We start from the raw sequence: 25,333 nt of genomic DNA on the forward strand, positions 1-25,333 counted from the left end.
AGGGGCAAGTATTTCCAGATGGAAGGGTTTTCTCGGCGCGCGGGGACGGCGCGGGGCTGCGGCGGCGGGGACGGGGGCGGCTCAGGTCAGGACGGTGAAGCCCGCGTCCTCGGCCCGGGCCAGGTGCACCGTGCGCCGCGCCGCGCGCAGCAGCGGAGCCGCCGCCCGGGCCAGGCCCGCGGGCTCCAGGGTCCGGCGGGAGGCCAGCGTCGCCAGCAGGTGCAGGCCCTCGTACAGGCCCACCGCGTACGCGTCCAGCACCGGCGCCCACGGGCCGCACAGTGCGCGGTGGCGCTCGGCCAGCAGTTGGCGCGGCTCCTCGGGCAGGGACGCGAAGGAGGGCATCGCCGCGTACAGCGTGCCGGTGCCGTCACCGCCCAGGGCCAGCAGGCCGTTCTCCTCCAGCGAGCCGGACAGCCGCACCAGGCGCCGGTCCAGCCCGCTGCGGCGCAGCGCCCGGTGGAACACCACCTGGTCGCGCCCGATCAGGCTGAGCAGCAGCGCGTCCGCGCGGCAGGCCCGCAACCCGTCCAGCAGCGGTTCCACCGACCGCTCCACCGCCCCGAACGCGACCCGCCGCTCCAGTACCACCCGGCCCCCCGCCCCGGCCGCCAGCCGGGCCGCGGCCCGGTGCACGTTGCGCGGCCAGATGTAGTCGTTGCCGACCAGCGCCCACCGGCGCACCCCGTGCAGCTGCGCCAACTCACCGATTGCCCGGCCGAGTTGGGCCGCCGGGGCGATGCCGGTGCACAGCACTCCCGGCCGCCGGGAGCCGCCCTCGTGCGGCGGGGTGAACACGTACGCGACCCGCTCGGCGGCCACCGCCTCCACCGCCCGGTGCACGTCGCTGGTGTGGCACCCGGCCAGCGCGTCCAGCGCCCCCGCCGCGAGCAGACGGCGCACCTGCTCGGCCACCGGCTGCGGCGCGCCCCCGCCGTCCACCAGCACCAGCTCCAGCGGGCGGCCGAGCACCCCGCCGCGCGCGTTCACCTCGTGCGCGGCCAGCAGCGCGCCGTCCAGCGCGGACGGGCCGGTCAGCCCGAGCGTCCCGGACTGCGGCACGACGAGGCCGACCCGGAACGCGCCGTCCTCCCGTCCCAGGTGCAGCGCGTCGAGCGGGTCGACCAGCCTGGCGTCCAGCATCACTCCGTCCTCACCGGTGCGAGTATGGTCGTGACGCCCGCCCCCGGGGAACCCCGGCGGGCCGCGGCAAGGGATCGGAACGGGAGGCCGGATGTCCGCGAACGCCACCGGGCAGGAGGCCATCGGGCGGGACGCCACCGGGCAGGGCGCGGCCGGGCAGGACGCCGTCGCGGGTGGCGCGGTCGCGGGTGGCGCGGTCGCTCCGGCGCCGCTGCTGGTCGAGCTCGTCGCGCTCGCCCACCGCCGCCTCACCGCCGGGCTGGCCGCCGCCCTCGCCGAGGAGGACTGCACCGTCGACCAGTGGCGGGCGATGCGCGCCCTCAGCGACGAACGGGGCCGCACGATGGGCGAGTTGGCGCAGGCCCTGCTCATCCCGCAGGCCAGCCTGAGCCGACTGGTGGACGCCCTCGCCGACGCCGGTCTGGTCCACCGCCGCCATGACGACCAGGACCGCCGCCGGATCACCGCCCACCTCTCCCGCCGCGGCCGCACCCGCCTCGCCCGCCTGGACGCCCTCGCCGCCGCGCACGACGCCGCCGTCCGCACCGCCTGCGGCCTTCCCGACCTTCCCGGCCTCCCTGATATCGCCGACCCCGGCGGCCCGCTCGCCCGCCTCGCCGCGCTCTGAACCGCCGGGTGCCTTTCGTCCGACGATGCCTCATCGGGCAGGCCCGGCGCCGGTTCTGTCCGCCCGCGTCCGTTCTGCCCCCGGCCCGTGACGCGGCTGTGACGGGCGGGGGACGCGGCTGTGGATCTTGGCGCGATACAACTTCGGGGAAGGCACCCGGTCCGCTCCGGACCGCCCGTCCACCCCCACCGAGGTAGAACCGCCATGCGCACCGTCATCCGTCTGACCGCCACCGCCGCCGTCGCCCTCCTCGCCGGGCTGACCCTCACCGCCTGCAACGACGACGACACCGCCACCGCGGGCGCCGCCCCGACCGCCGCCGCGTCCGCCGCCGTGTCCGCCCCGGGGGCTCCGGCCGCCGCGACCGGCAGCCCCGCGAGCGCCGCGAGTGCCGCCGCGACCGCTTCCGCGAAGGGGGCGGGCAGCGCCAAGTGCACCGCCGGGGACGTCGAGCTGACCGTGACCGGCCCCAACGACCACGCCACCGACAAGTCCTCCGCCCTGGCCACCGTCCGGGCCCGGAACACCTCCGGCAAGGCCTGCACCCTGACCGGCTTCCCGGGCGTCCGGCTCGCCGACGACCAGGGCAAGTCCGCCCCGCTGGACGCCGTCCGCGAGACGGGCAGCACCCCCGCCACCGTCACGCTCCAGCCCGGCAAGTCCGCCGACGCCCAACTGCTCTTCCCCAACGTCAACTTCGAGGGCAGCGCCTCCGGCCGCCTGGTCTGCCCGGTCACCGGCTCCAAGGTCTCGCTGATCCTGCCCGACACCACCGAGCAGGTGCAGGTCCCGGTCACCGGCGGCGTCGACAACGACACCCTCAACGTCTGCGCCGACTTCACGGTCCGCCCGTTCGAGGCCACCTCCTGACCGCCACCCCCGGGGACCCCGCCACCCCCGTCGCCACGGGCCCGCCGGATCGTGGCCGGCCGCGTCCTGCCGGTGCGGCTCCGCCCGTCGTACGCCGGGAACGGTCCGGTGACCATCCGGCCCCGGCCCCGGCCCCGGCCCCGGCCCTGGGACTGGGGCCGGGAGCGGTTCGGCTGCCGGGGCGGGTCGTTCGTCCACCACGGCCGTGAGGTGCGGGAACGGGCGCGGGCGCGTTCGAAGGGTGTCGGCCGGAGCCCCTACGATGGGCGGCATGACGACAGCGGGGCCGGGCGGCCAACTGATCGACGGCCGCTTCGAGTTGCTCGCGCGGCTCGGGGGCGGCGGGATGGGCCTGGTCTGGCGGGCCAGGGACACGCTGCTGGAGCGGGAGGTCGCGCTCAAGGAGGTCCGGCCGCCGGATCCGGCGATGCTCGCCGCCGACCCGGCGGCCGCGCACGAGCTGCGCGAGCGCGTCCTGCGCGAGGCGCGGGCGCTGGCCCGGCTGCAGCACCCCAACGTGGTGACCATCCACCACATCGTCGACAACCCCGAACTCGCCCACCCCTGGCTGGTGATGGAGCTGGTCCCCGGCGGCTCCCTGCACGACCGGATCACCCGCGGCCCGCTCCCGCCGCAGGAGGCCGCCCGGATCGGCCGCGGCCTGCTCTCCGCGCTCACCGCCGCGCACGCCGCCGGGATCCAGCACCGCGACGTCAAACCCGGCAACGTGCTGCTGCGCACCGACGGCACGCCCGTCCTCACCGACTTCGGCATCGCCGCGCTCAGCGAGTCCACCAGCCTCACCGCCACCGGCGCCCTGATCGGCTCGCCCGAGTACATCGCCCCCGAACGCATCCGCGGCCAGGAGGGCGACCCGGCCTCCGACCTGTGGTCGCTCGGCATGACGCTGTACGTCGCCGTCGAGGGCCACCACCCGCTGCGCCGCGCCACCAGCATCGCCACCCTCGCCGCCGTCCTCGACCAGCCGCTGCCGCCGCCGGTCCGCTCCGGCGCGCTCGGGCCGACCCTCACCGCGCTGCTCTCCCGCGACCCGGCCGGGCGGCCCGACGCCGTCCGCCTCGACCGGCTCTTCGCCGCCGCCGAGCAGGGCGTCGACGGCACCCTCGGCGGCAGCCCCGCCTTCTCGCCGACCGAGACCAACACGCCGCCCCCGTACACCCCGACCGGGACCAACGGCGTCCTCCCGTACGCGCAGACCGGCCCGACGGGCCCGTACCCGCCCAGCGGCCCGTACGCCCCGACCGAGGCGGTGCGCCCGGAGCGGCCGTCGCGGCGGCGCACCGGGCCGGTGCTGGCGGTGGCGGTGGCCGGGGTCGCGGTGGTCGGGCTGCTGGGGTGGACGCTCGTGCCGAAGCTGTTCGACACGAAGAAGGCCGAGGGCGGTCGCATCCCCGTCACGAAGGTCACCGGCCCCGCCACCACCGGGGCCCCGCCGCCCGCGGGGGAGAGCCCCGCGCCCGAGGCGTCCGATACGCCCGGCGCGACCGGCGCGACCGGCGGGCCTGCCGCGGGCGGCGACCTGCTGACGCCGGACGGGGCCCGCGGGATGGTCGACGCGATCCGTTCGTCCACCGGCGGGGCGACCGTGGTCGAGATGGTGGTCTACCCGGAGTTCGCCACCGCCAAGGTGCTGACCAAGGAGAACCCCAAGCACTACGACACCGTCACCTACCGGGACGGCAAGGTCACCCGCGCCACCGGCGGCCTCACCAGCGACCGGGACAAGCCGGTCGACCTGCAGAAGATCGACTGGAACCAGCTCCCGACCGTGATGGCCACCGCGCAGGACGAACTCGGCGTGCCCGCGCCCGAGTCGCGCTACCTGATCATCACCTACGGCTGGTTCGCCGACGAGATCACCGTCCGCTACTACCTGTCCGACGACTACGGGGGCGGCGGCTACCTCACCGCGGGTGCCACCGGCAAGGTCCTCAAGGTGATGAAGTCCTGACCCGCCCCGCCGCGGTGACCGGCCGTCAGCCGACCGCCGCGGAGCGGATCATCACCACCAGCTCCGGCGAAACCTCCGACGCCCGCTGGGAGTTGAACGGCCGGTAGCCCCACCCCTCGTACAGCCGCTGCACTTTGCCCCCGCCCGCCAGCGGATTGACCATCAGGGCCGCCCGCCCCTCCGCCCGACCGGCCAGCAGCGCGTCGTGGATCCGGCGGGCGACCCCGGTGCCCCGCCAGGGCGCCCGGACGCCGATCTCCCGGACGGCGAGCACCGGTTCGTCGGTGAAGCCGTCCGGCAGCGGCTCGGCCATCCGCCGCCAGTACCGGTCGCCGGGCCCGACCGTGTTCCCGTAGGCGTAGCCGACCGGCGCACCGCCGTCGTGGCCGAGGACGAGGACGAAGCCCGGCGCGGCGGCGTGCCCGTCGAGGCGCTCGGCGAACGCCGCGACCCGGTAGTTCGGCTCGTGGAGCAGCGGGGCCCGCACATCCGCGTACACCTCCAGCAGGACCCGCCGGACCCGCGGGCCGAGGACGGTGCAACGCTGCAACTCGACGGCCATGCGCGACCCCTCCACTACTCGCGTCCGCCCCGGCGGACCAGCAGGTAGGTGGACGCCGTGACCCGCACGCCCGGTTCCGCGGGCCGTCGGCGGCCGTGGCCAGGAGCGCGTACTCGCGGCGTGCCGGACGGAACTCCTCGTACCGGGTGTGCTCGGGCTTTCGGCCGGTGCGGCGATCGCCCCCCTCCCGCCCGGTGGCGGGCAAGGAGGGAAGGCCGCCTGACGCCGACTAGGGTGGCGGTCATGAGCCTGGCAGCAGCGATGATCACGGTGGACTGTGCGGAACCGCAGGAGTTGGCCCGGTGGTGGGCCACCGCGCTGGGAGGCGAGATCGCCGAGGACCACGGCGACTTCGTCATCGTCGGCGCGCAGCCGGTGGCCCTGGGCTTCCAGCGGGTGGCCGAGGAACGGCGGGGCAAGAACCGGGTGCACGTCGACTTCGCCGCCGCGCCCGGCACCGGCATGGCGGGGGAGGTGGAGCGGCTGGTCGCGCTGGGGGCGAGCGTCGTCGGCGAGCACAGCATCCCGGGCCTCACCTGGACGGTCCTCCAGGACCCGGCAGGCAACGAGTTCTGCGTTCACTGAGGAGCGCGGTCGCCGCTACTCGTCGACGGCTGTGGTCGGTGCGGTCGTCGTCCTGGGGAGGCCGGGGCCGGCGACGGTGGCTGTCCGGGTCGGGCGGGAGGGCCGGGAGGGCCGGGAGGGTCGGGAGGGCCGGGAGGAGGCACGCTCCCAGTGCCAGCCAGCAGCCCGCGAGCAGCCAGCCGCCCAGTACGTCCAGCGGCCAGTGCACGCCCAGGAAGACCCGGGTGGCGCCGATCGCGGCGGTGAACAGGACTGCTGCCGTTGTTGCGGCGCGGGCCGCCCGGGGACGGGCCCGGGCCACTGCCCAGGCCAGTAGTCCTGCCGACAGGGCCGAGGTGAAGGCGTGCCCCGAGGGGAACGCGAACCACGAGGCGTCGAACGCCCAGCCCGCCGCGGGCGGCCGCGGGCGGGCGAAGCCCCGCATCAGGCCCTGCCGCAGCAGTTGCCCCGCCACCAGCCACCCCGCTGGCGCCAACAGCACCGCCGCCGTCCGCCGCCCCCGCCGTCCGGACGGCCCGCCCGTCCGGACGGACACCGCACCCGCTGCCAGCGCCAGCACGTACGGGAAGACGTCGGTGCCCAGCGCCGTCACCGCGACCGCCGCCGACCGCGCCCCCTCCGGCCGGTGCGCCACGCCCCAGCGCACCGCTGCGGCCTCGAACCCGAACGGCCGCCACCCGTGCGCCGCCAGCACCACCGCCAGCAGTGCGAACGCCCCGCCGCAGGCCGCGGCGAGGGCGGCGGGGCGCCGCAGGTCCGCGCCGGTCACCGGGCCACGGCCCGGCGGCGGTCCGCTTCCGGGACGGAGCAGCCGGGGGCGCGCCCCGGCCGGATGGGCAGCGAGGGGGAGAGCATCGTCGAAGCGCCTTTCCGCGAAGCGCCGGAGCCGGGCGGCACCGTCGACACCAGCATGGGCCCAGCCCTGCCGGACGGTCCCCGAAGTCCTGCAGACGCCCCCGGGAAACCCCCCGTCCGCCACCGGGGCGGGTAAGCAGGGGGCGGGCAGGGGACGCGGCGGGCGTCAGCCGCCGAGGACGGTGTTGCCGGTCGGCTCGCCGGTGGTGCCGTCCACCGTCACCAGGTGCCGGACGCCGTCCGGGCCCAGCACCACGGCCTGCCAGGCCCGGCCGCCGTCGGCCGCGGCGACCGTGCGCAGCGACTCCACCCGGCCGCCCGGCACCGCCGCGGCCGCCTTCAGCACCGCGTCGGCGGCGGCCAGCGAGGGCAGCGGCGCCGGGGCCGGACCGCCCTGCCGCCGCTCCAGCTGCTCCTGCTTGCGCTGCTCGGCCGGGCCCTCGCGCCCGCCCCGGTCGTGCCGCCGCCCGTCGCGCTCCCCGCCGCGGGCCGAGGTCTTCCCGCCGTGGTGCCCGTGCTCCCCGTGGTGCCCGTGCTCCCCGTGGTGCCCGTGCTCCCCGTGCTGCCCGGCCGCCGCGACCGCCGCCGCCCCGCCGCCGACCAGCAGCGCCGCGACCGCGACCCCGCCGCCCCAGCGCGCCGCCCGCCCGCGCAGCCACCCCGGCAGCACCCGTCCGGCCGCCACCGGCTGCCCGGAGCGCTCCTGCTCGTCCACGTCCCCGACTCCCGTCCCCCTCCGCGCCCGGACACCGCGCCCGGACGGCCCCGCATCACCGGGGTGCGCTGAAGGGTAGCCGAGCCGATCCGGAGGCACCTCCGGCCCCCCCGCCCCGGTGGCGGAGGGGGTCAGGGGCAGGGGCAGGACAGGGCGTGAGGACGACGGGCCGGGGCGCCCGGGCACCGGCAGGCGGTGCGCACCGCCGCCCGCCGGGCCCGTTTCGTCGCCCAGGCCAGGGGCAGACGCGCCCGCATGGACCAGTCACAAGCGCCGGTGCTCGAGGCCCTCGCGGCCTTCCACGCCAACCCGTTGACCGTCTTCACCCCGCCCGGGCACAAGCAGGGACGGGGCGCCGACCCCCGCGTCCTGGCGGTCCTCGGGGCGGACGTGTTCCGGGCCGACGTGCTGGCCTCCGGCGGACTCGACGACCGCACCGACTCGCGCGGCATCCTGCCGCACGCCCAGGCGCTGATGGCCGAGGCGGTGGGCGCCGAGCACACCTTCTTCTCCACCTGCGGCAGCTCGCTGTCGGTCAAGGCCGCGATGCTCTCCGTCGCCGGGCCGCACGAGGAACTGCTGGTCGGCCGGGACGCCCACAAGTCGGTGGTGGCCGGGCTGATCCTGGCCGGGATCCGCCCGGTCTGGGTCGACCCCTCCTGGGACGCCGACCTGCACCTGGCCCACCCGCCGCGCGCCGAGGCGTTCCGGGCCGCCCTGGAACGGCACCCCGACGTCAAGGGCGCCCTGGTCACCTCGCCCACCCCGTACGGCACCTGCGCCGACCTGGCGGGCATCGCCGAGGTCTGCCACGCCGCCGGGAAGCCCCTGATCGTGGACGAGGCGTGGGGCGCGCACCTGCCCTTCCACCCCGACCTGCCGCAGTGGGCGATGGACGCCGGGGCGGACGTGTGCGTCACCTCCGTCCACAAGATGGGCTCCGCGCTCGAACAGAGCTCGGTCTTCCACCTCGGGGGCGACCTGGTCGCCCCCGACACCCTCAAGCAGCGCGAGGACCTGCTCGGCACCACCAGCCCCTCCACCCTGATCTACGCCGCGCTCGACGGCTGGCGCCGCCAGATGGTCCAGCACGGCCGCGAGCTGTACGGGGCCGCGCTGGCGCTCGCCGCCGACGTCCGCGAGCGGATCGACGCGTTCGACGGACTGCACGTCCACGGCCGGGAGGACTTCTGCGGGCCCGACCTGGCCGCCGACCTCGACCCGCTGCAGGTCATCGTCGACGTCTCCGCGCTCGGCACCACCGGCTACCGGGCCGGGGACTGGCTGCGCTCGTACCACCAGCTCACCCTGCACGTCTGCGACCACCGGCGGATCAGCGCCCAGCTCACCCACGCCGACGACGCCACCACCGCCGACGCCCTGCTGCACGGCCTGCGCGAACTCGTCGCCGCCGCGCCCACCCTGCGCCCCGCCACCCCCGTGAGCGTCCCCGACCCGGGCGGGCTGCGGCTGGAGCAGGCGGACCTGCCGCGCGACGCGTTCTTCGGCCCGACCGAGCAGGTGCCGCTGGAGAAGGCGTCCGGCCGGATCGCCGCCGAGATGCTCACCCCGTACCCGCCCGGCATCCCCGCCGTCCTCCCCGGCGAACGCCTGAACGAGGCTGTCCTGGACTACCTGCGCACCGGGCTGGACGCGGGCATGCTCGTCCCCGACAGCGCCGACCCCGACCTGGCGACCGTCAAGGTCGCCCGCGAGCCGTGAGCACCGGCGCGCCCCGGCCCGGCCTGCCCGACGGCGCCGTCCTGGCCCGGCAGGTCACCGCCGCGCTCGCCGCCGCCGGGCACACCGTCGCCACCGCCGAGTCGCTCACCGCCGGACGGCTCGCCGCCGCCCTCGCCGACGCCCCCGGCGCGGGCGGGGTCTTCCTCGGCGGCGTCGTCGCCTACGCGGCCGAGGTCAAGACCGGGCTGCTGCGCGTCGACCGGGCCCTGGTCGCCGACCAGGGCACCGTCCACCCCGAGGTCGCCGCCCAGATGGCCGAGGGCGCCCGGGCCCTCACCCGCGCCACCTACGGCCTGGCCACCACCGGCGCCGCCGGGCCCGCCCCGCACGACGGGCGCCCCGTCGGCACCGTGCACGTCGCCGTCAGCGGCCCCGACGGCACCCGCACCGCCAACCCCGAACCGCCCACCGACCGGCCCGCCGACGTCCGGGCCACCGCGGTCGAGGCCGCCCTGCGGCTGCTGCGCGACGCGCTGCGCCCCGGGGGCTGAACGGCCGCGGCGAGTGTGCCGCGCGCACCCCCGGGTACACGCGCCAGCCGTCGGGCCACAGCGCCGGGAAGGGCGGAACCGAGCGCCGAGAAGGGCGGAACCGAACGCCGAGAAGGGCGGAAGCATGCGTGACCGGATCGACCGGATCGCCGAACCCTGGGGCGACCGCACCCCCTACGGGCCCGGGCAGCCGTGGCCGGTGCGCCAGGACACCCACCTGACCGGGACGGGCGTGGACCGCTGGGTGCCCGCCGCCTCGCTGCTGCACTCCAACGGCGACGCGATGGACGTCGCGGTGCGCGACGGCCGGATCGTCGGGGTGCGCGGCCGGGCCGACGACCGGGTCAACCGGGGGCGGCTCGGCCCCAAGGACCTGTTCGGCTGGCAGGCCAACCACGCCGCCGACCGGCTCACCACGCCCCTGGTGCGACGCGGCGGCCGCCTGGAGGAGAGCGACTGGGACACCGCGATGGGCCTGGTCGTCGACCGGACGGAGCAACTGCTGGACGCGCACGGCCCCGGCTCGATCGGCTTCTACACCTCCGGGCAGCTGTTCCTGGAGGAGTACTACACGCTCGCGGTGATCGCCCGCGCGGGCATCGGCACCAACCACCTGGACGGCAACACCCGGCTGTGCACCGCCACCGCCGCCGAGGCGCTCAAGGAGACCTTCGGCTGCGACGGCCAGCCCGCCTCGTACACCGACGTCGACCACTGCGACACGCTCGCGCTGTACGGCCACAACATGGCCGAGACCCAGCCGGTGCTGTGGATGCGGGTCCTGGACCGCCTCGCCGGGCCCGAGCCGCCCCGGCTGCTGTGCGTCGACCCGCGGCCCACGCCCGTCGCCGCCCGCGCCGAGGTGCACCTCGCGCCCCGGACCGGCACCAACGTCGCGCTGCTCAACGCCCTGCTGCACGAACTCGTCCGCACCGACCGGATCGACCACGCGTACGTGGACGCGCACACCGTCGGGTACGAGGAGCTCGCCGCGGGCGTCGCGACGTGCACGCCCGAGTGGGCCGCGCGGATCTGCGACGTTCCCGCCCGGGAGATCCGGCGGGCCGCCGAACTGCTCGGCGGGGCACGGAAGTTGCTGTCGACCGTGCTGCAGGGCGTCTACCAGTCGCACCAGGCCACCGCCGCGGCCGTCCAGGTCAACAACATCCAGTTGGTGCGCGGCATGCTCGGCCGCCCCGGCTGCGGGGTGCTGCAGATGAACGGCCAGCCGACCGCCGAGAACACCCGTGAGTGCGGCGCCGACGGCGACCTGCCCGGCTTCCGCAACTGGGAGAACGCCGCACACGTCGCCGAACTCGCGGAGCTGTGGAACGTGGAGCCCGAGCGCATCCCGCACCACGGCCCGCCCACCCCCGCGATGCAGATCTTCCGGTACGCCGAACAGGGCTCGGTCAAACTGCTGTGGATCTCCGGCACCAACCCGGCGGTCTCGCTGCCCGAACTCGCCCGGATCCGCGAGATCCTGCGCGCCGAAGGGCTGTTCACCGTCGTCCAGGACCTCTACCCGACCGAGACCGCGCTGCTCGCCGACGTCGTGCTGCCCGCCGCCACCTGGGGCGAGAAGACCGGCACCTTCACCAACGCCGACCGCACCGTCCACCTCTGCGAACAGGCCGTCCAGCCGCCCGGGCAGGCCCGCTCCGACCTCGCCATCCTGCTCGACTACGCCCTCCGGATGGACTTCCGCGACCGCGACGGCGCCCCGCTGATCGGCTGGCACGACGCGCCCGGCGCCTTCGCCGCCTGGCAGCGCTGCTCCGCCGGACGCCCCTGCGACTACACCGGCCTCAGCTACGCGCTGCTGCGCGAGCGCGGCGGCGTCCAGTGGCCCTGCGACGCCGAGCACCCCGACGGCACCGAACGCCTCTACACCGACGGCATCTCCTGGGCCGCCCCCGACACCTGCGAGACCTACGGACGCGACCTGGTCACCGGCGCCGCCGTCTCCGAGACCGAGTACCGGGCCCTCAACCCGGACGGCAGGGCCGTGCTCAAGGCCGCCGAGCACCTGCCCCTGCACGAGGACGTCAGCCCCGAGTACCCGCTGCAGCTCACCACCGGCCGCACCCTCTACCACTTCCACACCCGCACCAAGACCGGCCGCACCCCCCAACTCGCCGCCGCCGCACCCGAGATGTGGGTCGAGATCGGCGCCGGGGAGGCCCACCGGCGCGGCCTCGGCGAGGGCGACCTGGTCGAGGTCGCCACGGCGCGCGGCGCCGTCCGGGCCCGGCTGCGGGTCACCGCGCTGCGCGACGGACTGCTCTTCCTGCCCTTCCACTACGGCTACTGGGACACCCCCGGCCGCACCGGCCCCGGCCCCGACGGCGGGCGCGCCGCCAACGAGACCACCCCCACCGACTGGGACCCGGTCTCCAAGCAGCCCCTCTACAAGACCGCCGCCGCCCGCCTCACCCGGCTCGCCCCCGCCGACGGCACCCCCGCACCCGCCCCCACCACCGGCGCCGCCGCACCCGCCGACCCCGCCGCCGCGCCCCCCACCACCGGCGGCCCCGACGCGTTCGCCGACCAGCGGCCCGCACGGCAGGAGGCCGCATCCGTACCCGCATCCCCACCCGCCCCACCCGCACCGGAGGCCACCCCGTGAACCCGGTCGAAGCCGTCCTGCGCACCCTGCACGAGGGTGAACTCGCCCTCCACGACGACCTGCTGGCCGCCGCCGAGGAGCACGCCGCCGAGCACGAGTTCCACCACGTCGCCACCGACACCGCCCGCTGGTCCGCCGAACACGCCCGCCTGATCGCCGCCACCGCCGCCGACCGCGGCCTGCACCTGCCCGCCGCCCCGGACAGCCCCGCCCTGACCCGGCTGCGCCGCAAGGCCGCCCGGGACCTCGCCCCGCGCCCGGACGGCCTCCCCGACCTGCTGGAGACCCTGGCCGCCCTGCACCTCGCCGCCGTCCGCAACTCGCTGCACTGGGAGATGCTCGCCCAGGCCGCGCAGGCCGGCCGGGACGGCGAACTGCTGGCCCTGGCGAGCCGCTGCCACCCGCAGACGCTCCGCCAGATGCGCTGGACCAACACCCTGACCAAGACGCTCGCCCCGCAACTGCTCACCGCGAGCTGACCGCACCACCCGAACGAGGAGCCAAGCATGCGCATCGGATACACCCTCATGACCGAGCAGCGCGGCCCGCGCGACCTGGTCGCCGACGCGGCGCTCGCCGAGCGGGCCGGGTTCGACTTCGCGGTGATCTCCGACCACTACTTCCCCTGGCTGGACGAGCAGGGCCACGCCCCCTACGCCTGGGCGGTGCTCGGCGCGGCCGCCCAGGCCACCGAGACCCTGCCGCTGATGACGTACGTGACCTGCCCGACCGTCCGCTACCACCCGGCGGTGGTGGCGCAGAAGGCCGCCACCGTGCAACTGCTCTCCGCCGGGCGGTTCCGGCTCGGCCTGGGCAGCGGGGAGAACCTCAACGAGCACGTGGTGGGCCGCGGTTGGCCGCCCGTCGCGGTCCGGCAGGAGATGCTGGCCGAGGCCGTGGAGATCATCCGGGCGCTGTTCGACGGCGGGTACGTGACCCACCACGGACGCCACTTCCAGGTCGACGGCGCCAGACTGTGGGACCTGCCCGAGCAGCCCCCGCCGATCGGCGTCGCCGTCTCCGGCCCGGTCTCCTGCGCGACCGCCGGACGGCTCGCCGACCTGGCGATCGCCGTCCAGCCGGAGCGCGAACTGCTCACCGCCTTCGCCGCGGCGGGCGGCGCGGGCAAGCCCGCGGTCGGCCAGGTGCCGGTCTGCTTCGACCGCGACCGGGACGCCGCCGTCGCCCGCGCCCACGCGCAGTTCCGCTGGTTCGGCGGCGGCTGGAAGGTCAATGCCGACCTCCCCGGCACCGCCGGGTTCGCCGCCGCCAGCCGGTACGTCCGGCCCGAGGACGTCGCCGAATCCGTCCCGTGCGGCGACCGGGTCGAGGACTTCCTCGCCGCCGTCCGCCCCTACGCCGAGGCCGGGTTCGACGAACTCGCGCTGATCCAGGTCGGCGGCGACAGCCAGCCCGCGTTCCTCGACTGGGCCGAGCGGGAACTGCTGCCCGCGCTGCGCGCCGCCCGGTGAGACGCACCCGACCGTGGGGACCCGGGGGCGTCAGCCGCCGAACTCGGCGACCGCCGCCGCCACGACCGCCTCCAACTGCGCGTGGTGCGCCCCGCGCCAGTAGACCTGGCCGCACTCCGTGCACTGCGCGAAGACGTCGTACGAACGCTCGGTCCCGTCCTCGATCCGGCCCTGCACCGCCTCCTTGGCGGCGGCGCGCAGCGGGCCGTTGCAGGCGGTGCACCTGGTCCACGGCGCCAGCGGCGGCGCGAACCGGGAGAGCACGTCGCGCAGTTGCTCGGCCGGCCGGTGGCTGTAGACGTAGCCGCCGCCCCACAGCTCGCGCCGACGCAGCAGGCCCCGGTCGCGGGAGAGCAGCACCCGCTGCTCGGCGGCCGACCGCGCGGCCAGCGCCGGGTCGCCGATGTCCACGTTCTCGTACGCGGCGTCGACGCCGAGCAGCCGCAGCCGCCGGGCCAGCGTGCCCAGGTGGACGTCGAGCAGGAAGCGGACCGGCCCGGCCAGCCGCTGCGGCCTGGTCACCCCGAGCACCGCGACCCGCGCGCCCGGCCCGGCGACCCGGGAGACGGGCACGGGGGCGCCGTCGATCCGCAGCTCGCCGACCTCGGTGAGCGGGACGCCCAGCGACTCGACCACGTGCCCCAGCGACGAGGTGCCGTCGGTCCGCACCGCGGCGGGCCCGCCGCGGTGCCGGGAGCCGACGAAGGGGTGCAGGTCGGGGGCGAACTCGATCCAGATCTCCGGTCTCTCCACGGCACCAGCATGCCAGCGGCCCCCAAGCGGTTTTCCGGCCGCCGCCCGCCGCTGCCGGGAGCGCCGCCACCGCCACCGCCACCGCCAGCGGCGCGGTCAGGGCCGGAACAGCACCTTCACCGCGCCGTCCCGCTTCTGCTGGAACATCGCGTACGCCTCCGGGGCCTCGTCCAGCGGCAGGTGGTGGGTGGCGAAGGAGTCCACGCCCAGCGGGTCGGCGTCGGTCAGCAGCGGCAGCAGCTCGTCCGTCCAGCGGCGCACGTTGGCCTGGCCCATCCGCAGCTGCACCTGCTTGTCGAACATGGTCAGCAGCGGCATCGGGTCGGCCGCGCCGCCGTAGACGCCCGCCACCGAGATCGTCCCGCCGCGCCGCACCAGCTCCACCGCCAGGTGCAGGGCGTGCAGCCGGTCCACCCCGGCCTTCTGCATCAGCGCCCGGGCCAGCGCGTCCGGCAGCAGGCCGGTGACGCGCTGCGCCGCGGTCGCGGCGGGGGAGCCGTGCGCCTCCATGCCGACCGCGTCGATCACGCTGTCCGGGCCCAGCCCGTCGGTCAGGTCGCGGACGGCCTGCGGCAGCTGCTTCGGCCGGTCGTTCAGGTCCAGCACCACCGCGCCGCGCTCCCGGGCCCGCTGCAGCCGCTCCGGGACGAGGTCGACGCCGATCACCTGCCGCACGCCCGGCCGCAGCAGCGCCATCCGCACGCACATCTCGCCGATCGGCCCCAGGCCCAGGACCAGCAGCGTGCCGCCCTCCGGCACCGCCGCGTACTCGACGGCCTGCCAGGCCGTCGGCAGCACGTCGGAGAGGAACACGAACCGGTCGTCCGGCGGTCCCTGCGGCACCTTCACCGGCAGCGTGTCGCCGAACGGCACCCGCAGCAGCTCGGCCTGCCCGCCCGGCACCTGCCCGTACAGCTTGGTGTAGCCGAACAGCGCCGCACCGCTGCCGTACTCGCGGACCTGGGTGGTCTCGCACTGCGAGTGCAGCCCGTCCGCGCACATCCGGCAGGTGCCGCAGCTGACGTTGAACGGCACCACCACCCGGTCGCCCGGGCTCAGCGTCCGCACCGCGCCGCCCACCTTCTGGACGGTGCCCATCGCCTCGTGGCCCAGGACGTCACCCGGGTCGAGGAACGGCCCGAGCACCTCGTACAGGTGCAGGTCGGAGCCGCACAGGCCGGTCGAACTCACCTCCACCAGCACGTCCGAGGGGTCCTCGACCATCGGGTCGGGCACCTCCGTCACCCGGACGTCCCGCCTGCCCTGCCAGGTCACCGCACGCATCACGCGCTCCTTCCGTTCGAGGGATCGAGTCGAGGGTCGACTCGAAGGGTCGAGCCGAGGGGTCAACCCGCTTGCGGGCCGGGCTCGTTGTTCCCCCGCCCGGCCCGGTCGCCGAGCGCGGTCAGGACCGGGACGAGCCGCCCGGTGCGCCGGGAGGCGTCCTCGCCCGGCAGGTCGTGCTCCGCCACCCGGCCCGGCCCCGGCAGCAGCCGGCCCGCCGCGCCCAGCAGCGCCCCGAACGTCGCCGGGGCCACCCCCTGCAGGCGCACCGCCAGCTTCGCCGCCGGGGTCAGCACCAGCTCGGGCCGCCCCCGCTCGGCGGCCCGCACGATCCGGCGCGCCGCCCGGCCCGCGTCCATCGACAGCAGCGGCGTGCTCGCCGCCGTGCCGAACCACGCGTACTCCAGCGGCGCCCGGCCGGAGAACCGGGCCGCCCGGTGCGAACCCGTCCGCATCAGCCCCGGCACCACCGTGGTCACCCGCACCCCGCTGCCCGCCAGCTCCACCCGCAGCCCGCGGGAGAACGCCGCCAGCGCGGCCTTCGCCGTCACGTACGGCAGCAGGTGCGGCGCGGGGACGGGCCCGCCGATCGAGGCGATGTTCACCACCGACCCGGCGCCGCGCTCGCGCATCCCCGGCAGCACCGCCAGCACCAGCTCCAGCGGCGCCGCGACCATGACGTCCCAGGAGAGCCGGAAGTCCTCCTCGACCAGCGCCGACAGCGGCCCGACCTGGATCACCCCCGCGTTGTTCACCAGCAGGTCCAGCGGACGCCCCAGACGTTCGGCGGCCTCCGCGGCCACCGCCCGCCCCGCGCCCGGCACCGACAGGTCGCACTCCAGCGCCGCCCGCCGGGTCGTCAGCCGGGCCAACCTGCGTTCTGCGAAGGCCAGTTCGGCGCCGTCCCGGGCACAGACCGCGACCCGGCAGCCGCGCCGGGCCAGCTCCTCCGCGACCAGCAGGCCCAGCCCGCGCGACCCGCCGGTGACCAGCGCCGCCCGGTCCGCGAAATCCGTCCGCTCCACGGCCGCCACCTCTCCTCGGGGATCCGACTGCGCCGCGCCTGCCCGAGGTGCAGGGGAGGAAACGGGGCGATAAGAGATGGATGGGGACATTCACCCGTTTCCGTTCGGCCCCGACCGGTTAGCCGCGTCGGTAACGCCCCTCCACGTCCACGTTCCGGAAGGACTCCCATGACTGCCGACGACACCCGCCCCGACCTGCCCGGCGCGCCGAGCTCCGGCGAGCCCACGGTCGAGGAGCCGGTCGAGCCGCGCCCGCCGCTGCCGCCCAAGCCCGACCAGGCCGCGCCCGCGCCCCTCTCGGCCACCGGGCGCGGCCCGCGGACGGACGGCCCGGTCCGCGCGCAGGAGGGTGCGTACCTGACCAACGCGCAGGGCACCCGGCTGCCGGACTCCGACCACTCGCTGAAGGCCGGACCGCGCGGCCCCGTCCTGCTCCAGGACCACCACCTGCGCGAGAAGATCACCCACTTCGACCACGAGCGGATCCCGGAACGCGTGGTGCACGCCCGCGGCGCCGCCGCGCACGGCGTGTTCGAGAGCTACGGCGCGGGCGCCGGGATCAGCAAGGCCGGGTTCCTCGCCGCCGGGGCGAAGACGCCCGTCTTCGTCCGGTTCTCCACCGTGCTCGGCTCGCGCGGCTCCGCCGACACCGTCCGCGACACCCGCGGCTTCGCCACCAAGTTCTACACCGACGAGGGCGTGTTCGACCTGGTCGGCAACAACATCCCGGTGTTCTTCATCCAGGACGCGATCAAGTTCCCGGACGTGGTGCACGCCGCGAAACCGCACCCCGACCGGGAGATCCCGCAGGCGCAGTCCGCCCACGACACCTTCTGGGACTTCGTCTCGCTGCACACCGAGGCCACCCACCACACCCTGTGGAACATGTCCGACCGCGGCATCCCGCGCTCCTACCGGACGATGGAGGGCTTCGGCATTTACACCTTCCGCCTGGTCGACGCCGAGGGCGCCACCTGCCTGGTCAAGTGGCACTGGAAGCCCAAGCTCGGCGTCCACTCGCTGACCTGGGACGAGGCCCAGCTGATCGGGGGCGCCGACCCCGACTACCACCGCCGCGACCTGTACGACGCGATCGAGGCCGGGGCGTTCCCGCAGTGGGAGCTCGGCGTCCAGGTCATGCCCGACACCCCCGAGCAGACCTTCGAGGGCATCGACCTGCTCGACCCCACCAAGATCGTCCCCGAGGAGCTGGCCCCCGTGCAGGCGCTCGGCCTGATGACCCTGCACGCCAACCCGACCAACTTCTTCGCCGAGGTCGAGCAGGTCGCCTTCCACCCCGGCCACCTGGTGCCCGGTATCGACGTCACCGACGACCCGCTGCTGGCCGGACGGCTGTTCTCCTACCTCGACACCCAGATCACCCGGCTCGGCGGCCCCAACTTCGCGCAGATCCCGATCAACCGCACCCACGCGCCGGTCAACGACATGCTGCGCGACGGCTTCCACCAGGACGCCGTGCACACCGGCGTCGCCCCCTACAAGCCCAACTCGCTGGACGGCGGCTGCCCGTTCTTCGCCGGGACCGACGAGCGGGCCTTCGTCGAGCACCCGCAGCCCGTCCCGGAGTCCAGGAAGGTCCGGGAGCTGCCCGCCTCGTTCGACGACCACTTCAGCCAGCCCCGGCTGTTCTGGGCCAGCATGACGCCCGTCGAGCAGGAGCACATCATCAACGCCTACGGCTTCGAGCTCGGCAAGTGCACCGAGCCCGCCGTCCGCGAACGCAGCCTGCGCGTCCTCGCCCGGATCGACGGACGGCTGTGCGCCGAGGTCGCCGCCGCCCTCGGCCTGCCCGCCCCCGAGGGGGACCCCGCGGACGGGCCCGCCGAGCCCAGCCCCGCGCTCTCCCAGCTCGGCCGCAGCTGGCCGGTCGCCGGGCGCACCGTCGGCATCCTCACCGGGCCGGACGCCGACCCCGCCACCCTCGACGCCGTCCGCGACGCCGCCCTCGCCGCCGACCTGGTGCCGCTGGTGGTCGCCCCGACCGGCGGCGACCCGGCCCGGGTGCAGCGCAGCTTCGCCACCGCCCGCTCCGTCGAGTTCGACGCCGTCCTGCTGGCCGGGGCCCCCGCGCCCGCCGCCGACGCCGCCCCCGCCCGCGACGCCCGCGCCGCCGGGCCGCACGCCGTCCTCGACCCGCGGCTGGCCCTGCTGCTCGACGAGGCCTGGCGGCACGCCAAGGCGATCGGCGGCTGGGGCGACGCCCGCGAGGCCCTCACCGCGGCCGGGCTCCCGTCGGACGGGCCCGGCGTCGTCCTCGGCACCGACCCGGTGCAGGTCCTGCGCGACCTCGCGGACCTGCTCGCCGGGCACCGGGTCTGGGACCGCTTCCCGCCGCCCGCGCAGAGCTGAACCGGGCGGATTTTCCTACCGGAGGCGGCATGGGTGAACGATCAGCGGGCAGACGGCGGACGTACTGATACGAAGGAGGACAAATCGTGGTTCCGCTTCTGCTGGTCCTGCTCCTCGCCCTGCTGCTGTTCGGCGCGGGCTTCGCGGTGAAGATCCTGTGGTGGGTCGCGGTCATCGTGCTCGTCGTGTGGCTGGTGGGCTTCCTCGCCCGCGGCACCAACGCGACCGGCGGCCGCGGACGTTGGTACCGCTGGTAGCGGATCCGGCGGTACCGACGAACGACGAACGACGCCGACGGCGGAGGTCCACAGCCTCCGCCGTCGGCGTACGTGTGCGTAAAAGGCGTACGTGTGCGTAAAAACGGGCTCACCAGCGGGAGACGCGGGGGCGGGTGTCGTCCAGCAGCGGCGGCGAGAGCGGCTGCCACTCGATCATCATGATGGTGGCGTCGTCGGTCAGCCCCTCGTCCTGGTGCTCCAGGATCGCGTGCATCAGCCGGCGCAGCGTCTCCGGCGCCGTCTCCCCGGCACCCGCCGCCCGGATCACGAAGTCGGTGAACCGCTCCAGGCCGAAGAACTCGTGGTTCGAGCCCTTCGCGTCCACCACCCCGTCGCTGTAGATCAGCAGCCGGTCGCCCGGCTTCAACGAGAAGGTCCGCACCGTCCGCGGCACGTCGGTGTAGTGGCTCAGCCCCAGGGGCAGCTCGCCCGGCCCGTCCAGCGCGCCGGGCACCACCTCGCCGGAGCGGATCAGCAGCGGGTGCGGGTGGCCGCAGTTGGCCCAGTGCAGGGTGCCGGTCGCGACGTCCAGCCGCAGGAACACGCCGGTCGCGAAGCGGTCCGGGAACCAGTCGTGCAGCGCCCGGTCGATCGTGTCGACCAGGTCCGGCAGGTCCGCGCCGTTGCGGCGGGCGTTGCGGCACGCGCCCAGCGCCAGCGCGGCGGTCAGGCCGGACGCCAGGTCGTGCCCCATCGCGTCCAGCACGGCGGCGTGCAGCACCCCGTCGGCCAGCGAGTGCTCGAACGCGTCCCCGCCCAACCGGTAGGCCGGCTCCAGGACGGCGGTGGAGATCGCCCGGTCGGTGCAGATCGTGCGCGGCGGCAGAAAGGCCCGCAGCATCTCCGACGGGAGGCTCATGGTGTCGGCCCGGGTGCCGTGCGCGTAACTGTCGCTGGTGTCCCGCTTGGACGTGATCACCATCGCCAGCACCGAGGCCAGCAGTCGGCAGCGCCGGACCGCCTCCCGGTCCAGGGACGGCGTCCGCAGCCCCAGCACGCCCAGCCGCTCGGCCCCGTCGCTCAGCGGGAACCAGACCCGCAGCCCGGAGTCGGGGTCCTCGGCCACCCGCATCGTCCCGGTCCGGAACGCCCAGCCCGCCAGCGTCCCGTCGATCGGCAGGTCCGGCCCCTCGGCGAGGGCCACCAGGCGGTGCTGCTGGATGTCGGCCAGGTACACGGCGGACGACCCCAGCCCCAGCGTCCGGGTGTACTGCTCGGCGAAGCGCGGCGCCTCCCCCGGGTCGAGGGTGCGGCCCGCGGTCAGGAACTGCTCCAGCAGTTGCTCACCGAGGTTCAGGGACGGTGTCCCGGTCTCGTCAGGCATCTCTCGAACCGATTCTCAAACCGATCGTGGACGCCGGGACCGCGCCGCCCCGGCCGGACGCTGCTCGGGCGTACGACGCTCGGGCGTACGCCGCTCGGGCATACGCCGCTCCGCCGTACGGTGGGCGGGCGCTCGGTGCTCGACTGCTCGGTGCTCCACCGCCCGGTGCTCGACCGTACGGGGGGCGGGCCCGGCGTGCGGGCCCAGCTGCAGCTCGCGCTCCAGCTCCTCGATGCGGGCCGTGACCTCCTGCGGGTCCGGCCGGGCGGCGGCCGGAGCGGCGGGGCGGCCGCGGTCCAGGGCCACCGCCCCGACCAGGCCGTGCAGCGCCAGCACGGGCAGCGCCACCGGCCACAGCGCGCCCGCGCACAACGCGAACGCCTCGGTCTGCTGCCGCTCCTGCCGCTCGAACGTGCCGACCCGCCGCTCGTCGGCCGCCGCCCGGGCACCGCCCGCCCGCAGGAAGCGTGCCCGTCCCCGCCGGAAGACCGTCCGGGCCGTCAGCAGCCCGCCGAGCGCGTAGCCCGCCACCACCCCCAGACACAGCAGCATCACCGCTGACCGCCTCCTCGATCGCCGAAAGCCTCCGGATACGTCGCACGTATGCCCGACATTCCGGCGCCCAACGGGTCGATCCCCGCAAAAGCCGCCCGGGCGGTGCGCGCCGGGCGGCTTCCGTGTCGGTCGACGGCCGTGTCGGTCAGTGGCCGTCCGGGCCCCGCGGGGGGACGGTCGGCTCCGGACGGTCCGGCCCGTCGCCCTCCGGCGTGCTCCAGGAGTCGGAGCGCGGGGCCGCGGGCCCGGGCCCCGCCGGGGGGCGCCGCCGGGCGCGCCGCCGACTGCCCCACACGAACGCCCCGATCAGTGCGGCGACGATGATCAGCGCCGGAATGACCATCACCAGAAGGGACGGGCCGCTCGACTCCGCCGCCAGTACCACGTCGACCGTCATGACCTGCTCCTTCGCTCCGGCGGGCCGGTCCGATCGGGCCCGCGTCGCACCCCGCCTACCCGGTGCGGTCGGAATGAATGCCCGATAGGTCCGGATATCGGTGTGTTGTGTTCCGCGCTCCGGGTAGGCGGTACGACTGTCGAAGAGGGGCGGCCACCAGGACCGGTCCGACTCCTTCTACGGGGTATCCGATGAAGAATTCGAAGTTGGCAACTGCTGTGGTCGCGGGCTACTTCCTCGGGCGCTGGCGCAAGGCCCGCTGGGCGTTGGCCCTGGCGGGCATGGCGGCGGGAAAGAAACTCAGCACCAATCCGGGCGTGCTGTTCGGGCAGCTCATGGAGTCCTCACCGCAACTGCGCGGCCTGGTGGACGAGATGCGCGGCGACCTCACCGAAGCGGGCAAGAACGCCCTGGTGACGGCCGCGGGCAACCGGATGGGCGCGCTCACCGACCGTCTGCAGCAGCAGACCGAAGCCGTCCGCGACCGTACTGCGGGACGCGGCCGGGACGACGAGGAACCGGACGAGGACGAGGTGGAGCCGGACGACAGCGAGGAACCGGACGAGGAGGAGCCCGAGCCGGACGAGGCGGAGGCCGAGGAGGAACCGGACGAGGCCGAGGAAGCCGAGGAGCCGGAGGAGGCCGAGGACGAGGCCGAGGACGAGGCCGAGGACGAACCGGAGGAGGCCGAGGAGGAGCCGCCGCCCCGGCGACGCACCTCGCGAAGCAGCAGCAGCAGCAGCGCCTCCCGCGCGAGCGGCGGGGCCGGCGGGGGCACGAAGCGCCCGTCGCGGGCCAAGAGCGGCACGGCGTCCACCGCCTCCCGCTCCCGCTCGACCGGAAGCGGCACCGGCGCGAAGAAGACCGCGAAGAAGGCGGCGGCGCCGCGGAAGTCCACGGCCGCCAAACGGACCGCCTCGTCGGCCTCCGGACGGAAGTCGACCGGTACCGCGTCCGCCCGCAAGAGCACCGGGACACGGGCGTCCGCCAAGAAGACGAAGGCGGGGTGACCGGCGATGGCCAGGCAGTCCCATTCCGATGACGACAAGGGCGGCTCGGGCAGCGTGCTGGAGGCGCTCCCCACCGACCGGCTGATGGAACAGGCCCGGGAGCTGGTCTCCGCAGTGGGGGAGCGGGCGATGACGGCAGCCGCCGACAAGGTCGGCGGGGTGACCGAGCGGCTCGTCGACTACGTGGCGAACGGCGGCGGCAGCAGCAGCGGTGACGACGATGACGACGACGGTGGCGGTGGGGGCGGTGGCGGCAGCATCGGCGGAACCCTCGCGAAGAAGGCGCTGGGAGCGGGCGTGTCGAAGGTGAAGGATGCCGTGACCGGGAAACTCGGTGGCGGGGGTGGTGGCGGAGGGAGCAAGGAGACCAAGGTCACCAACATCATCGAGCAGGTCGACGTCGGGGTCCCCCTCCGGGTCGCCTACAACCAGTGGACCCAGTTCCAGGACTTCCCGAAGTACACCAAGCGGGTCGAGAGCGTCGACCAGTCCTCCGACGAGAAGCTGAGCTGGAAGGCCGGGATCTTCCTCTCGCACCGCACCTGGGAGTCGACGATCGTCGAGCAGGTCCCGGACGAGCGGATCGTGTGGCGCTCCAAGGGCCAGAAGGGCTCGGTGGACGGGGCGGTGACGTTCCACGAACTCGCCCCCAACCTGACCAGGATCCTGGTCGTCCTCGAGTACCACCCCCAAGGCCTGTTCGAACGGACGGGCAACCTGTGGCGGGCCCAGGGCCGACGCGCCCGGCTGGAGCTGAAGCACTTCCGCCGCCACGTGATGACGCGCACGATCCTCGACCCCGACGACGTCGAGGGCTGGCGCGGCGAGATACGCGACAGCAAGGTGGTCCGCTCCCACGAGGACGCGATGCAGGAGGAGGAACAGCAGGACCAGGACGAGCAGGACCAGGACGAGCAGGACCAGGACGAGCAGGACCAGGACGAGCAGGACCAGGACCAGGAGGACCAGGAGGACCAGGACCAGGAGGAGCCCGAGGACGAGGGCTACGACGACGAGGGCTACGAGGACGAGGACCAGGGCGAGGACGGCGACGAGGAGTACGACGACGACGAGGAGTACGAGGACGAGGACGAAGGCGGCGACGAGGACGAGGACGGCGAGTACGAGGACGAGGACGACGCGGAGGACGCGGAGGACACGGAGGACGAGCCCGAACAGCCCGCCCGCCGGAGTTCCCGCCGGGCCTCCTCCCGGAAGAGGTGAGAGCGGTGTCAGTGGCCCCGCGTTCCAGCAACTACATGTCCCGCCCTTCTTCGTCGGGCCTGGTGGACGTGATCGACCTGATCCTCGACAAGGGCCTGGTCATCGACATCTACATCCGGGTCTCCCTGGTCGGGATCGAACTGCTGACCATCGACGCCCGCATCGTGGTGGCGAGCGTCGACACGTACCTGCGCTTCGCCGAGGCGGTCAACCGGCTCGACATCACCCAGGACCGGAGCGAAGGACTTCCGCAGCTGGTGAACGACATGCAGGAGGGCGGTGCCCGGCACAAGACCCGCGGCGCGCTCGAAGGCGTGAAGGAGAAGGTGACCGACCTGATCGGAGGAGACGGCGAGGAGGACGAGGAGGAGCAGGAGGAGCGGCCCCGTCGGCGGACGCGGCCGGCCCGGAAGGGGCGTGAGCAATGAGCGGCACCCTCCCGTCCGACTCCGCCTGCTACGTCTACGGCATCGTCCCGGCCGACGCCCCCGTACCGGAGGAGGTGCTCGGCGTCGGCGACCCGCCCGCGCCGGTGGTCCCGGTGCAGCACGGGGAGGTGGCCGCCCTGGTCAGCGAGATCGACCCACGCCGCCCGCTCGGCACGCCCCAGGACCTGATCGGCCACGCCCGGGTGCTGGACGCGGTGGCGGCCGGACGCACGCCCGTCCTGCCGTTCCGGTTCGGCGCGGTGGTCCGGGACGCGGCGGCCGTCACCGACGAACTGCTCGCCCCGCAGCAGGAACGCTTCCTGGCCGCGCTGGAGGGGCTGGAGGGCTTCGCCCAGTTCACCGTCCGCGGCGCGTACCGGCAGGACCGGGTGCTGCGCGAGATCCTCGAACAGCGGCCGGACGTCGCCCGCCTCCGCGAGGAGATCGCCGCGCTGCCCGAGGACGCCTCCCGCTACCAGCAGATCCGGCTCGGCGAACTCGTCTCCGAGGAACTCACCGCCCGCGCCCGGGCCGACGCCGACGAACTGGCGGCCCGGCTCGGACCGCTCGCGGCGGCCACCGCCCGCGCCGACTCCTCCGCCGACCAGCCGGTCAACGCCTCCTTCCTGGTCGCCGAGGACAGCTGGGAGGAGTTCGAACGCGCCGCGGACGGCCTCGCCGCCACCTGGGAGGGCCGGATCGACCTCCGGCTGCTCGGCCCACTGGCCCCGTACGACTTCGCCTCGCAACTCGTCGACGCCCGAGGACGCGACTCATGGGACTGATCACCGGCCTGCTCACCCTCCCGCTCGCCCCCGTCCGCGGCGTCGTGTGGGTGGCCGAGCAGCTGTACGACCAGGCGTGGCAGGAACTGAACGACCCGGCGGCCGTCCGCCGCCAGCTGACGGAGGTCCAGGCCGCCCGGGAGGCGGGGACGATCAGCGAGGAGGAAGCCGCCCGCCGCGAAGCGGAACTGGTGCGGCGGCTGCTACCACCGACCGAGGGGTGGGAGGTGTGAAC

Annotated in this window: 26 protein-coding genes; 16 read left to right on the forward strand and 10 right to left on the reverse strand. The window is 75.3% G+C overall.

The features are described 5' to 3' along the window. Positions 1 to 81 precede the first annotated feature (81 nt). The gene (locus OO57_RS14245) at positions 82 to 1,143 is read right to left on the reverse strand and encodes an ABC transporter substrate-binding protein (protein ID WP_234337338.1); all 1,062 of its coding nucleotides are present in this window, start codon (positions 1,141 to 1,143) and stop codon (positions 82 to 84) included. 91 nt (positions 1,144 to 1,234) lie between these two features. On the opposite strand from OO57_RS14245, the gene OO57_RS14250 reads away from it, so the two are divergent. From OO57_RS14250 to OO57_RS14260, 3 genes are all read left to right on the forward strand, one after another. Continuing rightward, positions 1,235 to 1,771: a MarR family transcriptional regulator gene (locus OO57_RS14250; RefSeq protein WP_033252777.1), complete on the forward strand. Its 537-nt coding sequence runs from the start codon at positions 1,235 to 1,237 to the stop codon at positions 1,769 to 1,771. A 204-nt stretch (positions 1,772 to 1,975) separates the two neighbouring features. After that, positions 1,976 to 2,641 carry a DUF4232 domain-containing protein gene (locus OO57_RS14255; protein ID WP_033252778.1) on the forward strand — a complete coding sequence of 222 codons (666 nt, stop codon included), beginning with the start codon at positions 1,976 to 1,978 and terminating at the stop codon, positions 2,639 to 2,641. Between the two features lie 271 nt (positions 2,642 to 2,912). Next, complete coding sequence (locus OO57_RS14260; protein WP_051777601.1) at positions 2,913 to 4,613, forward strand: serine/threonine-protein kinase; 1,701 nt, start codon at positions 2,913 to 2,915, stop codon at positions 4,611 to 4,613. Between the two features lie 25 nt (positions 4,614 to 4,638). Here OO57_RS14260 and OO57_RS14265 read toward each other — a convergent pair whose 3' ends face one another. Next, positions 4,639 to 5,175, reverse strand: coding sequence for a GNAT family N-acetyltransferase (locus tag OO57_RS14265; protein ID WP_033252779.1), 537 nt, complete (start codon positions 5,173 to 5,175; stop codon positions 4,639 to 4,641). A gap of 243 nt (positions 5,176 to 5,418) precedes the next feature. Here OO57_RS14265 and OO57_RS14270 point away from each other — a divergent pair, with 243 nt between their 5' ends. After that, positions 5,419 to 5,760, forward strand: a complete 342-nt coding sequence (locus OO57_RS14270; protein ID WP_033252780.1) for a VOC family protein — start codon at positions 5,419 to 5,421, stop codon at positions 5,758 to 5,760. Here the strand turns inward: OO57_RS14270 and OO57_RS47210 are convergent. Together OO57_RS47210 and OO57_RS14280 are read right to left on the reverse strand one after the other, a co-directional pair. Further along, positions 5,708 to 6,529, reverse strand: coding sequence for a phosphatase PAP2 family protein (locus OO57_RS47210; protein ID WP_063737561.1), 822 nt, complete (start codon positions 6,527 to 6,529; stop codon positions 5,708 to 5,710). The two genes, OO57_RS14270 and OO57_RS47210, sit on opposite strands and share 53 nt — an antisense overlap. Positions 6,530 to 6,781: 252 nt before the next feature. Continuing rightward, complete coding sequence (locus OO57_RS14280; RefSeq protein WP_033252781.1) at positions 6,782 to 7,330, reverse strand: hypothetical protein; 549 nt, start codon at positions 7,328 to 7,330, stop codon at positions 6,782 to 6,784. Between the two features lie 255 nt (positions 7,331 to 7,585). Here OO57_RS14280 and OO57_RS14285 point away from each other — a divergent pair, with 255 nt between their 5' ends. The 5 genes from OO57_RS14285 (at position 7,586) to OO57_RS14305 (ending at position 13,665) form a co-directional block, all read left to right on the forward strand. Further along, a complete protein-coding gene (locus tag OO57_RS14285; RefSeq protein WP_033252852.1) occupies positions 7,586 to 9,052 on the forward strand; it encodes an aminotransferase class I/II-fold pyridoxal phosphate-dependent enzyme in 1,467 nt (488 codons plus the stop codon). Beyond that, positions 9,049 to 9,564 carry a CinA family protein gene (locus tag OO57_RS14290; RefSeq protein WP_081973672.1) on the forward strand — a complete coding sequence of 172 codons (516 nt, stop codon included), beginning with the start codon at positions 9,049 to 9,051 and terminating at the stop codon, positions 9,562 to 9,564. The genes OO57_RS14285 and OO57_RS14290 overlap by 4 nt, the downstream gene beginning before the upstream one ends. A gap of 124 nt (positions 9,565 to 9,688) precedes the next feature. Then, complete coding sequence (locus tag OO57_RS14295; RefSeq protein WP_051777567.1) at positions 9,689 to 12,193, forward strand: molybdopterin oxidoreductase family protein; 2,505 nt, start codon at positions 9,689 to 9,691, stop codon at positions 12,191 to 12,193. Further along, entirely contained in the window at positions 12,190 to 12,672 is a 483-nt protein-coding gene (locus OO57_RS14300) for a hypothetical protein (protein WP_033252782.1), read from the forward strand. The genes OO57_RS14295 and OO57_RS14300 overlap by 4 nt, the downstream gene beginning before the upstream one ends. Before the next feature lie 27 nt (positions 12,673 to 12,699). Next, positions 12,700 to 13,665 carry a TIGR03557 family F420-dependent LLM class oxidoreductase gene (locus tag OO57_RS14305; protein ID WP_033252783.1) on the forward strand — a complete coding sequence of 322 codons (966 nt, stop codon included), beginning with the start codon at positions 12,700 to 12,702 and terminating at the stop codon, positions 13,663 to 13,665. A gap of 30 nt (positions 13,666 to 13,695) precedes the next feature. On the opposite strand, the gene OO57_RS14310 is transcribed toward OO57_RS14305, so the two are convergent. From OO57_RS14310 to OO57_RS14320, 3 genes are all read right to left on the reverse strand, one after another. Further along, positions 13,696 to 14,418, reverse strand: coding sequence for a Mut7-C RNAse domain-containing protein (locus tag OO57_RS14310; protein WP_033252784.1), 723 nt, complete (start codon positions 14,416 to 14,418; stop codon positions 13,696 to 13,698). Positions 14,419 to 14,514: 96 nt separating this feature from the next. Continuing rightward, positions 14,515 to 15,702, reverse strand: a complete 1,188-nt coding sequence (locus OO57_RS14315; protein ID WP_033252785.1) for an alcohol dehydrogenase catalytic domain-containing protein — start codon at positions 15,700 to 15,702, stop codon at positions 14,515 to 14,517. Positions 15,703 to 15,764: 62 nt separating this feature from the next. After that, the gene (locus tag OO57_RS14320; protein ID WP_285678807.1) at positions 15,765 to 16,727 is read right to left on the reverse strand and encodes an SDR family NAD(P)-dependent oxidoreductase; all 963 of its coding nucleotides are present in this window, start codon (positions 16,725 to 16,727) and stop codon (positions 15,765 to 15,767) included. Positions 16,728 to 16,895: 168 nt separating this feature from the next. Between OO57_RS14320 and OO57_RS14325 the strand changes: the two genes are divergently transcribed. Together OO57_RS14325 and OO57_RS14330 are read left to right on the forward strand one after the other, a co-directional pair. Further along, a complete protein-coding gene (locus tag OO57_RS14325; RefSeq protein WP_033252787.1) occupies positions 16,896 to 19,097 on the forward strand; it encodes a catalase in 2,202 nt (733 codons plus the stop codon). 86 nt (positions 19,098 to 19,183) lie between these two features. After that, positions 19,184 to 19,354, forward strand: a complete 171-nt coding sequence (locus OO57_RS14330) for a hypothetical protein (protein WP_033252788.1) — start codon at positions 19,184 to 19,186, stop codon at positions 19,352 to 19,354. Between the two features lie 109 nt (positions 19,355 to 19,463). Here the strand turns inward: OO57_RS14330 and OO57_RS14335 are convergent, their stop codons facing one another. The 3 genes from OO57_RS14335 to OO57_RS14345 form a co-directional block, all read right to left on the reverse strand. Next, entirely contained in the window at positions 19,464 to 20,699 is a 1,236-nt protein-coding gene (locus OO57_RS14335) for a PP2C family protein-serine/threonine phosphatase (RefSeq protein WP_051777569.1), read from the reverse strand. 15 nt (positions 20,700 to 20,714) lie between these two features. Next, positions 20,715 to 21,251, reverse strand: coding sequence for a hypothetical protein (locus OO57_RS14340; protein ID WP_158715118.1), 537 nt, complete (start codon positions 21,249 to 21,251; stop codon positions 20,715 to 20,717). A gap of 148 nt (positions 21,252 to 21,399) precedes the next feature. Beyond that, a complete protein-coding gene (locus tag OO57_RS14345; RefSeq protein ID WP_051777571.1) occupies positions 21,400 to 21,651 on the reverse strand; it encodes a DUF6479 family protein in 252 nt (83 codons plus the stop codon). A 206-nt stretch (positions 21,652 to 21,857) separates the two neighbouring features. Between OO57_RS14345 and OO57_RS43810 the strand changes: the two genes are divergently transcribed. From OO57_RS43810 to OO57_RS14370, 5 genes are read left to right on the forward strand one after another with little or no spacing between them, the layout of a single operon-like run. Continuing rightward, a complete protein-coding gene (locus OO57_RS43810; RefSeq protein WP_158715119.1) occupies positions 21,858 to 22,661 on the forward strand; it encodes a hypothetical protein in 804 nt (267 codons plus the stop codon). Between the two features lie 6 nt (positions 22,662 to 22,667). Further along, complete coding sequence (locus OO57_RS46770; RefSeq protein WP_063737562.1) at positions 22,668 to 23,885, forward strand: SRPBCC family protein; 1,218 nt, start codon at positions 22,668 to 22,670, stop codon at positions 23,883 to 23,885. Between the two features lie 5 nt (positions 23,886 to 23,890). Beyond that, positions 23,891 to 24,313 carry a gas vesicle protein GvpJ gene (gene gvpJ / locus OO57_RS14360; protein WP_418909885.1) on the forward strand — a complete coding sequence of 141 codons (423 nt, stop codon included), beginning with the start codon at positions 23,891 to 23,893 and terminating at the stop codon, positions 24,311 to 24,313. Then, positions 24,310 to 25,098 carry a GvpL/GvpF family gas vesicle protein gene (locus tag OO57_RS14365; protein ID WP_033252792.1) on the forward strand — a complete coding sequence of 263 codons (789 nt, stop codon included), beginning with the start codon at positions 24,310 to 24,312 and terminating at the stop codon, positions 25,096 to 25,098. Before gvpJ ends, OO57_RS14365 begins: the two co-directional genes overlap by 4 nt. After that, positions 25,089 to 25,331 (forward strand): gas vesicle protein GvpG, encoded by a 243-nt coding sequence (locus OO57_RS14370; protein ID WP_033252793.1) that lies wholly within the window; start codon positions 25,089 to 25,091, stop codon positions 25,329 to 25,331. Before OO57_RS14365 ends, OO57_RS14370 begins: the two co-directional genes overlap by 10 nt. Positions 25,332 to 25,333: the final 2 nt, after the last annotated feature.

The organism is Kitasatospora phosalacinea (genome assembly GCF_000717185.1).
GTDB classification, from domain to species: Bacteria; Actinomycetota; Actinomycetes; order Streptomycetales; family Streptomycetaceae; genus Kitasatospora; species Kitasatospora phosalacinea_A.